Source organism: Bradyrhizobium genomosp. III, from assembly GCF_000261705.1.
Classification (GTDB): domain Bacteria; phylum Pseudomonadota; class Alphaproteobacteria; order Rhizobiales; family Xanthobacteraceae; genus Bradyrhizobium; species Bradyrhizobium ottawaense.
This window is the reverse complement of the sequence record NZ_AJQF01000487.1, coordinates 1-11626: the sequence shown is the minus strand read 5'-3', so window position 1 is coordinate 11626 and position 11626 is coordinate 1. Positions and strand designations below refer to the sequence as shown.

General features: G+C 61.9%; 6 protein-coding genes and 1 pseudogene. 4 read left to right on the top strand and 3 right to left on the bottom strand.

All coding sequences use genetic code 11. The features are described from left to right. The first annotated feature begins 80 nt into the window (after positions 1–80). The 4 genes from IC66_RS0138360 to IC66_RS0138345 all read left to right on the top strand — a co-directional run bounded on the left by IC66_RS0138360 (position 81) and on the right by IC66_RS0138345 (position 8849). A complete protein-coding gene (locus IC66_RS0138360; RefSeq protein ID WP_038951081.1) occupies positions 81–3314 on the top strand; it encodes a hypothetical protein in 3234 nt (1077 codons plus the stop codon). 18 nt (positions 3315–3332) lie between these two features. Continuing rightward, the gene (locus IC66_RS0138355) at positions 3333–4640 is read left to right on the top strand and encodes a DUF6973 domain-containing protein (RefSeq protein WP_028160482.1); all 1308 of its coding nucleotides are present in this window, start codon (positions 3333–3335) and stop codon (positions 4638–4640) included. Positions 4641–4964: 324 nt separating this feature from the next. Continuing rightward, a complete protein-coding gene (locus tag IC66_RS0138350) occupies positions 4965–5987 on the top strand; it encodes a hypothetical protein (RefSeq protein ID WP_148311847.1) in 1023 nt (340 codons plus the stop codon). A 60-nt stretch (positions 5988–6047) separates the two neighbouring features. Further along, on the top strand, positions 6048–8849 hold the full coding sequence (locus IC66_RS0138345; RefSeq protein WP_038951080.1) for a trypsin-like peptidase domain-containing protein: 2802 nt from the start codon (positions 6048–6050) through the stop codon (positions 8847–8849). A 713-nt stretch (positions 8850–9562) separates the two neighbouring features. Here the strand turns inward: IC66_RS0138345 and IC66_RS0138335 are convergent. From IC66_RS0138335 to IC66_RS44245, 3 genes and pseudogenes are all read right to left on the bottom strand, one after another. Then, positions 9563–10855 carry a type II toxin-antitoxin system HipA family toxin gene (locus IC66_RS0138335; RefSeq protein ID WP_028143541.1) on the bottom strand — a complete coding sequence of 431 codons (1293 nt, stop codon included), beginning with the start codon at positions 10853–10855 and terminating at the stop codon, positions 9563–9565. Continuing rightward, positions 10852–11145 (bottom strand): helix-turn-helix domain-containing protein, encoded by a 294-nt coding sequence (locus IC66_RS42895; RefSeq protein ID WP_035711448.1) that lies wholly within the window; start codon positions 11143–11145, stop codon positions 10852–10854. The genes IC66_RS0138335 and IC66_RS42895 overlap by 4 nt, the downstream gene beginning before the upstream one ends. Positions 11146–11377: 232 nt before the next feature. Next, a pseudogene (locus IC66_RS44245) lies at positions 11378–11626 on the bottom strand (hypothetical protein); the annotation flags it as partial.

Sequence of the window (11626 nt, the reverse complement as noted above, 5' to 3'; positions counted from 1 at the left end):
GCTGGCCGACGGCTGGCAGTTCGATCCAGCAGCTCCCGCCTCGCCCGGAGGGTGATGGAAGCACGCCGCCGATCGAGCTAATGATGATCCTGTACCTGACCGAGGAGAGCGCGGGATACGCGAACGCAGTCGTATTCGATGTTCCTGCCGACCAGGCCGATCCTGCGGCTTATCTGGATGGTCACTCGTTCACGTTCCAGATCGACAGCGAAAACCCGTTGGCGCGGGCGGAGCTCAGCGAACCAATCGCTCCGGCCGGGGTCTTGCCCATCATCGTGACGCGGCCGGAGCGGCCCGCCGTTCCGACCGGTCTCAACGAGGAGCTTTGGGACCAGTTCGCCGCGCGCTTCTCCATGTTCGCCTATTCGGTCAGGGATGACAATGCCGAGCTGGTCTCGATATCCGAGAGCCTCGCTGTGGGGCACACCGACGACGAGGGCGTGACGGAGATGCTCACCTACCGGCTGGCCCTGCCGTTCGCCAAGCTGATGAATGCGAGGTCGCCCTATGCTGCCGTAGGCAAGACGCTGCAGCTCGCCGGTCAATGGCGCGACGTCTACGGCAACGATTGGTCGGGGCCGCCGCTCGCGAGCGTCCCGGTCAAAATCCGATACTCCGATCGCCTGATCCCGCTGAACGATTTGCCCGGGCTGCTGCTCGCATGGTGGCCTGGCAGCACTGCCGGCCGGCTCAACGTAGCCATGGTGCTTGATCCCCGCTCTGCGTCGTCAATCGTGCCGGAAGGTGAAGGCCCCCTGACCGACGACCAGTACCGGGCGCTGATTGAAATGTCAGATCGCGCCAGGGTCATCTACGCCCAGGCGGCATTGCAGCTTCGCGACGAACACATCGGCGTGTCGTTGACCGATGGCGGGAGCGAGCAGACTCGTGCCCTGAAGCGGTCGGTCGCGTTTGCGAGGCCCGACGTCGAGAAGCTCTGGAAGTTCATGGAGGCTGCCAGCGCAGCGTTCGGTGCGATGACGAGCGTGAGAGACTTGCGGACAATTCCGGCGACGACGGTCAGGACGGAAGCCGAACGGCTGTTGTCTCGCGATCCTGTCGTGTTCGGATTTGATGTCGAAGTTTCGGATGGAGAGTTCGCTGAGCTTGCATTGGCGCTTCGGGTCGAGCGCACCAGCCTGGATGGGCTGGATGGCACTGAGCCTTCCGATGTGAAGAGCGTGGTTGTGCCGTTGCCGCTGCCGCTGCGCCATGACGGCTCTGCCAAGCCTGCAAACACCGTGGCGTTCCCCGCCGGTTTTGGGCGCACCCTGGAAGAACTGGAGGCTTCCATGGCACACTTTGCGCCGCAGTTCCTGCTCGCAACGGGGTATGGCAGCGTCCCGGGGCTGGTCGAGCGGGCGATCTGGCTGGTGCGGCAAGACGTGCTTCCGCCGGCCAATCATTTCACCACCGCCGTGCGCCACGACCTCGCACTGCCACCCATTTCAACCGGCCTGCACAGCTTCGTTGCCGACGTGCCGACGTTCGGGGACGAAAAGCCCGTGCGGTCGGTTGGCTTCGTCCGGATCGATGCAGATGCAACCGCTGCCCGTGCGCTTACGCTGTACGACGAAGTGCTCGATGTTCCGGCCGTGCAAAGACTGTCCGACACGCAAGGAGGCCGCGACGCTCTGCAGCAGATCCTGATCGCCAAGGCGTCGATTGCCGCGTCACTTGTCGCAGATCTTCGCCCCGTTCTCGATGGCCGGCCGGCCATCGGAAACGTTCCAAACGCGATTTTGAAGGACAGGGTTCTGATGCGGCTCTCCGCTGCAGATGCAATCGACACGATCTCGTATTACGAGGATCAGGCTGCCGTCCCGCATGACGAGGAGAAGCGACCGCAGGCATATGGAAGCATCGTGTCGCGTGACACCGGCGTCGTGCCGTACACGATGCGGCCGTCCGCGATGCAGATCGGAGCTCCGGCGAGCGGGAGACGGCACTTGTTTGTCACGACCGACGTGACGCCGAACTACGACAAGAACACCGTTCCTTCGCCGGCCGGGTATCGGCTGACGCACGTGCAGCGATTGCCGCGACCCGCACTCGAGGCCGTGGTGCCGGGAGATCCGGGGCGTTATCGGCCGACCGCATGGCTCAAGCTCGCGACACCACGGGTCTATGAGCTGCCCGATGCGGACATCCCGATCGTGCGAAAGCGGTATCCGCGGACGCCCGCGATCGAGGTTGAATCAATTGGAAACACGGTGGCGAACACGATCGGCGATGCGCGGCTTTGGAGGCATTCGCGAACGTGGAGCTACGAAGGCAGCGGAAGCGATCGACTCAAATTGACCCTCCGCTACAATCCGGGAACCGGCCCATTGCCCACGGAAGCATTACTCGGCCTTACCCGGGACGCGCTGCGAGCAAGGGCGTTTGCGATCTTTGCCGAGGCGGTCGAGCCCGTTCTGCGACAGCTCGGCAGGGAGGCGACCGGCGAGGCTGCTGCCAAATTCCTCGCGGCACGCGCGCAAGACCTCGCAAGCGCATTGTCGCAACAGATTATCGAATCCGAGGCCGCGCTGGTCGAGCGTCTCGATGTTTACGATGTTGCAGAGGAGGTCATGGCTGACGGCCGGCGCCGTCTTGTCATCAAGCGTGATAAGAGCCGCGCCGGTCTGCCCGGGCCCGGGAGCTTTGAGCTTTATTGTCCGGCCGACGCCGCCCATCCGAAGACCGACGATGTCGGTCCGCTGATCTTCAATGAGGGGGATCTGGCGAAGCGACTGAGACGGCTCGATGCGTTGGATCTCGACATTCTTGCCTATCGCTCCGTGCAGACGGAGCTGGATCTGACACGTAATGCCGAAATCCGGGGGAAACCTGTCGCCAAGGAATTCGTCTATCGGGTTCCGACCGTTGCGTCGGGTGCTCCGCTGGTGCCCATACTCACCGTGGCCGAGGTGGAGATGGCGTCGCAAGCTCGCTCGTTCGGCGAACACTTCGCCGCAATGCTGAAGGATCTGCTTGGGCCGCGCGGTGGCAGTGCTTCCGACCACGACGCGATTCTGGAAGAACTTTCATTGGATGTGCTCCTCACCTTCGAGCCGCTTCTTGCTGAAGAGGTCGATATCAAGGGAGACGGCCTGCACGTGTCGGGCCTTGCGCGCTCCGGACTTCGGACCGGGGACTGGGCGGGCTGGGTCGGCCCGTTTGTCGAATCGGTAGCGGCGTGGCGCCGGTCTTATCGGCCCGCAGCCGGCGGCGATTATATCTTTGACCTTCGTGTATTCGAGGCTGCGTCGAACCGGCCGATCATCCGGATCCGGCGCTGCGTCCTTCCCGCAAAGTTGATTTCTGGTTGACGGTAAGGGTTTAACGAAATGAATCTGCAAACGAAGTGGTGGCGTATTTCCGCGGCAATGTTGGCATTCATCGTGGCTTCCGCGGTTTCGCTCGGATATGCGGAGGCGGCGACGCCAAGCTACCTGCGATTGGTTGTCGGGGGTGTCTGTCTGCTCGGCGTATTTATGTTTGCAAGCGGCATCACCGGCGTGAAGACCGCGCTGGTCGACGAGTTCAATTGCTACTCACTGCAGCGCGTCATTACGTTCGGGTGGTTTGTCGTCCTCTCTTCGGCCTTCCTCGCAATTTCGTTCTGGAACGTTGCCTTGTGGAAGGCGGGCGGAAGCGGCGTGGTGCAGTCCTTCGTTGAGATTGATGCAAGCATCTGGGCGCTCGCTGGTGTCGTGCTCGGGGGCCTCGTCGGAAACGGCGTGGTTAATTCGATCCATGCCGCGACCCCGCCAAAGGATGCAGGTGCCCACGAGAGCGCTCTCTCCCCGGACCCCCGGCGCCAGGGGGCGATGTACCGCAATATCGAGATCGATGACGCGAAGCCTGCCGACATTACAACCAATAGCCAGTTTGGCGTTCAGAACACCGTCGATATGACGGCCGTGCAGCAACTGCTGCTTCAAGCCGCGGTTCTCGTTGCCTATGTGGTCGCGGTAGGTCGGCTTGTCGTGGCAACTGCCAGCAACGAGCCTATCGGACATCTTCCGGGTCTTCCCGCCGAACTGTTGGCTTTGCTCGGCGTGAGCGCGGTGGCTCAGGTCGGAAATGCAGCGGTCCCGAAGGCCAAGATCAATGGTGAGGCCGCGGCCCCGAAGCCGACGGAAAGATTTTGGACCGAGGGCAGCGAGCGGGCCGCGGAGAGGCTCGCACATGAAAAGTCTGGTCAGGAATCCGGCGGGCTGCCGATCACCTCAGGTGTTCTCAGTGCCCCAGAATGGGATTTGTTCAGGCAAAATCCCGTCGTCGGCGCTCTGGTTCTGTTACACGCGAAAACTGCCGTGAACGAGGCTCTCGCCAGCTACAAGTCGACGGCGCTCGAAGACGACAATGGCGATGCCTTTCGTCATGCGTTGTGGAACGCCCGTATGGCGGCCGACAGCGGCGTGGGCGTTGTCTGGGCCGAGAAATGGGCGACTACGCATGAAGACGGAAATCCCGGCAAGCCGCTCGCGACGCAAATGGACTTGTTCAACAACGGGGTCGGCCGCAAGGCGGGCGACGGCATGAAGGTCGATGAGGTCTTGAAAAAGGTGCAGGACTGCGTCGATACCGGCAGGTGCAGGGTCTTGCGCGCCGGAGTCCTGGTAAACTCGGACGGCAAATACAAGCTGTAGTTCGATCGCCGCGTCGACCGAATTTCGAATTTCAAGCAGCCATATGAGCCAAGGCGTACGCTTGCCTGGATTGAGTCAAGTGCCGCATTGACGAGCGGTGGTCGTTCATGCATCTTGAAGTAGTATGTTGATCCTATTTTGTCTGCCTGGGCCCGCGCGAATGGCGGGACCCTGGGTGCGGAATGTGTATTGCAATCACGATAGCATGCTGTGCGTATGGCAAAGCAGAAGCGGACCAGGAAGGTCACCGTCAAGCCGCGGTCCGGCAAGGGCAAGGCCGGCTCGCAATCTGGCGCAAGGGAGGCGGCGGTCGCGGCCGGGCCCGTGACCCTGGACGAAGCGCGCGTGCTTGCCGGCGTATCAGCGCCGGCGCGGCCACGCGCGGCTGGTCTCGAGACCGCACGGGCAGCGGTAGCGCAGTCGCCGTCGCTAAGGACAATTGGCCAGGAGCGCGAAAAGCTGCGACGCGAACAGCGCAGCGAGCGCGTTCGCCGGACCCGCGAATACCAGGCAGTCATGAAAATCATGAAGGCCCGCGGCACGTTGCCGCCGCGAGCGGGACGCGGGGAAGGCGGCGCCGAGGCGGCAGGCGAGCGCGGCGAGGCGTTCGCGCCTCTGCAGATCCTCGCCGAAGGCGATTCGTGGTTCGAATATCCCGTGCCGCTGTTCGGCGGCGGCATCGTTCCGCGACTGGAGCGACGGCTGGGCGTGCCCATCCTCAACCTGGCGAAGACGGGCGATGAGGTTCGTTTCATGCTGGGTGTCGAGGAGCGCACGACCCTGACCGAACGATTGACGAACGGCAGTCCCGCGGGCGGCGATTGGGACCTGCTGCTGTTTTCCGGAGGTGGAAACGACATCGTCGACAATCCGATGGCGCTCTGGGTCAAGGACTGGAATCCGACTCAGCCACCAGCGGCGCACGTCAATCAGCCGCGCTTTGCTGCGGCCTTGGCGCTGGTGCGCGCCGGATATGAGGATCTGATTGCAATCCGCGACAAATGCAGCCCCGACACGCATCTCATCTTTCATGGTTATGATTTCGCCATACCCGACGGCCGCGGCATCTGCAAATTCGGACCGTGGCTCAAGCCGACCTTCGGTCTGCGCAACTTTCCGACGATTGCGTCGGGCCAAGCCGTCGTCAGCGAGATGCTCGGGCAGTTTGAGGCGATGCTGGAGTCGCTGAGCGGTCCTCGGGTGACGGTCGTCAGGACGCAAGGTGTGCTGGCGCCGCAGGTGTCCTCCTGGCACAACGAACTCCATCCTGCGAAGGCGGGGTTTGAGCAATTCGCCGACTTGTTTCATCAGAAGATCAAACAACTTTTTCCGGCGCGCGTCGCTTGACCGGCGACAAGTTCGCCGGCGACGCCGTAATCATTTTCCAGCAACCGCGGAGCGCGAACGATGGCCGACAAATCCCAACGAAGCGATCTGATCGAGTTCGTCAAACGGTTGCTCGCGCGCAATCCCGACGCGGCGCAGAGCATCGCCAAACGGATAAGGGACAAGGCCGGTCTCGAGACGGCAAACCTCGAGGAAGCGCCGCCAAGCCCGCGTGATGTGATTGACCTTTTGACACGCAGTCCGATCGCCGATCTGGAGACGATCGTGTCTGAGGAGAGACCGGTTTTCTTCGTCGAGCGAAATGGAGAAGCCGGTCTCAATTTTGAGGATGTGTCGCTTATCGGTGTCGAGGCACAGACGCTGTTCGAATTGTCGAAGCAAAGTCGCGCGGTTCCGGAAGGCTTGGTCGACCGGGTCGGCCGCATCGACCTCGTGGACTTTCCGGGCGGTGCGCCATTCGCGGGGACAGGCTGGTTGATCGATGCCGGAATTATCGTGACCAACCGCCACGTGGCGAATGTCTTCGCGCGGCGACAAGGGCAGGGCTTTGTGTTCCGTCAAGGCGCCGGCGGCGGGACGATGAGCACGGTTTGGGATACCGGTCATTTTCGCGATGCGGCATCTGGTGGGCTGCGCCGCCAGATTGCCGAAGTGCTCTACATCGAGCCGGATGATGGGCCGAACGACATCGCCTTCATGAGGCTTGCGTCCCTTGGCCACGGGGATGAACTGCCGCCGTTCAAGATCGCAGGATCCGACGCTCTGGAAAACACCGCCGTTTTCACGCTCGGCTACCCCGCCAAGGCACCGCCATCGCGCATCTCCGATCAGGCGCTGATGCAGCGGCTCTATCGTGGCATATATGACGTGAAGCGGTTTGCCCCCGGCTACATCACGGCGCCGCGTGCCGGTGCCACGACGCATGATTGCACGACGCTGGGCGGCAACTCCGGATCGGTGGTCGTCGATTTCAAGACCCGCGAAGTCGTCGGCCTGCACTTCGCCGGCATCTATAAGGAGACGAACCTGGCGGTCCCGGCCAGCCAGCTCAACTTTTACGTAGCGAAAAAGCGCTGGACCCTGCCTCTGGTGATCGAGTCCCGGCCGGCGATCGCACAGGCGCCGCAGCCCGCCCCCGGCGGGCGGGGCACGGTGAGCGTCACGGTGCCGGTCACCATCACGGTCGACCTCGGCACGATATCGACTGTGGCCGGTGCGGCCCGTGTCGGGATGTCGGTCGAGCATGCCGCCGAGGCGTTCTGGAAGCAGAAGCCGGAAGGCGTGCTCGCAGCGCGCGTCGGCTATCTTGAGGATGACGGCCGCATCGGCGATACGCCCTGCATCGCCGTGTCAGCGCAACCAGGCGCGCTGGAGGGGCTGCGCGCGGACGGACCGCATTCGTTCCAGGGCTATCAGGTCCAATACGCCCCGGCCACGGTCGAAGAGCAGCTCGAGGGCCCGATGTCTCTCGAGGCCGCCGCGGCTCCGAACGCTTACGACGACGATGCCCGCCGCGATCCAAAATACCAGTTGAGTCCGGTCGAAGAACTGATGACGGTGCGCGCGCACGTCAGCCCGGAATACGGCTTCGATGAGCTGAAGGCCTTTATGAGCGAGGATGCAGGCTCCTGGGTTTCGGCGATATACGAATTTCGTGCATCAGCCATTAGCGACCTGATGGCAAAACGTCTCGCTGCCGGAACGAAGATCATCCTGGCAGCCGACTTCAAGACGTTCGCTGACGTTGACGACGAGACTACCGAATTCGATGCAGAGGCGATCTTTCAGAAGTGGGCCGATCGGTTCGGCGATGGCAAGTTCAAGCGCATCGCCGTTCCGCTCGGAACAACCGGCCTGGTTCAGCAGTCCTATCACATCAAGGTCACCGTCCGGAACGATGACAAGTTCTGGCTGTCCTCTGGCAACTGGAAGAGTTCGTCGAGCCAGCCGATCATCGATCCATCCGAGCGCGACAGGGCTACGGAGGAGGACCTGCCCGGCAATCGCGAGTGGCACGTGATTGTTCAAAGCCCAACTCTAGCCGAGCGATTTCGCGAGCACATCCTTCAGGATGTGCGGCGGTCGCATGACCTTGGCGGCAAGGAAGTGCCGGTGAAAGCGGATGATCGCGAGCCGCTGGTCGATGTGCCGGAGTCCGTCTTCGAAGCCATCGAGCGGCCGCGCGAACGCCGGCCGCCAGCGCGGCTGAAGAAGCCCCTGGAGATCACCGAAAGCATTGTCGCGGCCCCTCTGCTCACGCCCGACCGCGAAGGCGGAGTGTACAGCGAGGCCGTTTTGAAGCTGATCCGCTCCGCAAGGCGCAGCCTCGTTTTCCAGATCCCCTATATCGGAATGCCGAGCAACCCGCGGCAGCATCGCGGCTACATCGACGATCTGATCGGCGAACTGACCGACAAGCTGGTTTCGCTGGACGATGCCCGCGTGATCCTGCGCGCGGACAGCAGCAAGAAGTTCTCGGATCCCACCCACTCTGCCTGGTATTTTAAGTCGAAGGGGGTCGACATCGACTCGCGTCTCAAGCAAATCCCCAACCATCATACCAAGGGTATGGTCGTCGACGGCAAGCGCGTCCTGATCGGGAGTCACAATTGGAGTGGCATGGGGGTATCGACCAACCGCGATGCTTCACTGATCTTCGATCACGCCGGAATTGCAAAGTACTTTGCGGACGCGTTTGAGATCGACTGGGATCGCGCCGACCCGGTCCCGCCCAAAAAGTTCGTCCCACGGCCGCGCGGCGAGGAGAGCGTCCTGATGGTTCCACCGGGAGACGAGGCGCCGCAGCGGCCCGGCTATCGTCGGATGCGACTCTCGGACTATCTCGCAATGGTGGATGAATGAGAGCGACTCAAGCCGCCATGTCCAACTGCCCATTGCCGCCAACATCGAGCAGATCGAAATTGCCGTGCTCCTTCAGCCAATAACAGGTCGGCCGTCTTCGATCTAGGTTGTCCATTAGCCGGGCCCCCCGGATGGGTGCAAATCGAACTTCTCCTCCATTTTGGACGACGTCTTTGGAAAGCTTGGAAAACGGGCGCAGGTCTATACGTTTTCGGGAAACCACGACATGTACCGGGACGGCGCGGAGATTTCAGTTGCAAGTAACTACCGACGCCGAATCTGGTGATCCCCTTACAGGGGGTTCCGCTCGTTAGCTCGGGCCGGTCGCTCGCGAATCCCTCTGCAAAGTAGCACCCTGCGACAACATGGCGCGTGTAATATCAAGCTTGAGCCGGCCAACCCTCAGCTTCTTCGGTGTCCACATCGAAGAACTTGAGCGGTCGGGATGGCAATTGGCACTGGCTGTCCTATCTCGGCGTGCGCGAGAGCCAATCGTACACCTTCGATATTATGTCTTTTGATAATTGTTTTCTTAGTTGATTGTCTGCCTCGCGGTCGAACGATTTTATTAGCTCGTCCTTTTCCGGCGGTGTCTTCGATGCCTTCCAAATCTTCACCCAAACTTTGGTCATCGGATTTGAGCGTCGGAACGGGCGCCGACGGCGTCCGTCGGCGTCACGCCTATCTCATCGACGATCCCGAGCGCGGCGCGTTCACGCCGAGTATTGCTGCACAATCGCTTTGCCGCGCGCCGAGATTCCGTCCAGCACCGTGTCAAGCACCGGTTCTTTCAGGCCCTCGACCCTCGCCTCCTTCACGACGTCGCTGAGCGCGTCGGGAATCTTCTCGCCGAGCGCCACCAATCGCGCGATCATCTCGTCGGGATCCATTTTCATCAGTTCCCCCTGGCGTCTCCAATGCCGCGGCAGGACTTCTGAGAACTTGTAATAGCCGCCGATCTTCATCGCCATGCGCAGGCGTCGCCGCTCATGTTCGTCGTTGTCGTAAGGCACGAGGCTCAGGACGTCGTAGAGTGGCGCAAGAAACATCCGCCGGCCCGGGAGGTGGATGACTGAGAAGTTCTTCGCGTGCGCGTCGGTACCGAGCACCAGGAAGCTGAAGGCGATCATGTCAGCGAACGCCGCCTTGTCCGCCTCCGGATCGGTAGCATAGCGCAGCACGTCGTTGGTGATCTGCTCGATCGAGGGTCCGCCCTCGCTCTGGTACTTGACGGCGGGATGCACGCCGAGCGCCTGGCACATGTCTTCCTGGTGGAATCGTCTGACGACGCCGTCCTTGTCGATCTCGCGGTCGTACCGGGTGACGACGATCGCGACCTCTTCGCCAAACTTCCCGACCTTAGCTTCGGCCGCCGTGATCCCGAGGTGGTTCGCGAGGCGCAGGCACGCGTACTCGTTCTCGGTCGTGCCTCGCAGGTGAGGCATCGGCGGCTTGAGGATGTGCGTGGTCGCCCGGCGGCCGCTCGGTACGCCCCATCGCTTTCCGTCGAACAGTAAGGCCATCTTCGGCTGCGCGCCGGCGAGACTGAAATGCCCCCGGTCGCCGTCGCGACGTCCCGTCCAGGTCCTCTCCTCGCGCAGGCGCTTGAGGCGGTTCGCGACCTCCGCCTCGTCGATCCACTGAACCTCCCCAGGCGAATCCGCATTGGCGGCCATCCACTCGTCGGTGACGATCTGGATCGCGCCGGCGCAATCCTCTCCGACCTTCGACAGCAGAGCGAACGCGCTGTTCGGCGACACGCCGTAGATCTGTCCCCATTTCTGCAGGGTCTGGTCGCTGTCCGGAAGCAGATTCCAGAGATAGTTGGCCACCTTCGCGCCGGAGTGCTTCTTGGCGGCGAGAGGCAGGGACATCGAAAGCGGAATTTGAACCCTGTCGGCCGCGAGCCAACCATCGGCGTACTCGATGGCCAGGACGCCGGTATCCATCTGCTCGAGACGGCCGATCGGGACGCCGCCCATCAGGACGTTCATGAATTTGCTCATCGCCGCCGTCCCTTGAGAAAGCTCGGCTCGTCGAGCGCCAGATCACCGGTATCCAAGTCGTTGTTCCGTAGAGATCCCGGCACACTGTCGATGTTCAGGTCGATCCCCAGCGCGGCGAAGGCCTTTAGCACCGTTCCGAGGCTCGGATTCTCCAGGCGGCCGGTCTCGAACTGCGAGATCCACTCTTGGGTGGTCCCCAGCGTCTGGGCGAGTTGCTTCTGGGTCAGCTTCCGCCGACGGCGGGCTTCCCGGACGGCCAGTCCTAAGTCACTGATTGTCTTCAAAATCATGCCGTCATCCCGTATGAGATTTAAGATATATAGGCCGAATATGATTTTTACGCGATATCAAAAGGATATTAGTTTTACATAATATCTTAGAATAGGCCATAAAACTCATATGGGTGCGATCGGCGCTCGCTCGCTCGCCCGCGATCAGCCTGAACGACTTCGCCGCCTTGGTTGCGGGTCCGCCGCATGACCACCGTGCCGCGGCCCCGGTGAAGTACCCGGGGGCACGTTTCTATGCCCACGGTGAAAAACGGATAAAGGCGGTCAACGTCTGCAGGCGAGGGCGATCTCGCGCAGGTAGATCTCCGCCTTGAGGAAAGCGATCTCGTCGTTGACAGCCGCCTCGCCGACGTCGATGTACCAGGATCTGGGCTGCCGTCGCTCCATCTGTAGCCGCGACGTTTCAGGACATCCTTCAGATCGAACGGCGACTGCTCGGCCCACAGTGCCGCGCGGCGAACAGGATGGAAGTGGAGCGTCG

Coding starts and splice junctions, on each gene's coding strand:
- IC66_RS42895 (WP_035711448.1), bottom strand. CDS start 11,145: ATGATTTTGAAGACAATCAGTGACTTAGGACTGGCCGTCCGGGAAGCC.
- IC66_RS0138355 (WP_028160482.1), top strand. CDS start 3,333: ATGAATCTGCAAACGAAGTGGTGGCGTATTTCCGCGGCAATGTTGGCA.
- IC66_RS0138335 (WP_028143541.1), bottom strand. CDS start 10,855: ATGAGCAAATTCATGAACGTCCTGATGGGCGGCGTCCCGATCGGCCGT.
- IC66_RS0138360 (WP_038951081.1), top strand. CDS start 81: ATGATGATCCTGTACCTGACCGAGGAGAGCGCGGGATACGCGAACGCA.
- IC66_RS0138345 (WP_038951080.1), top strand. CDS start 6,048: ATGGCCGACAAATCCCAACGAAGCGATCTGATCGAGTTCGTCAAACGG.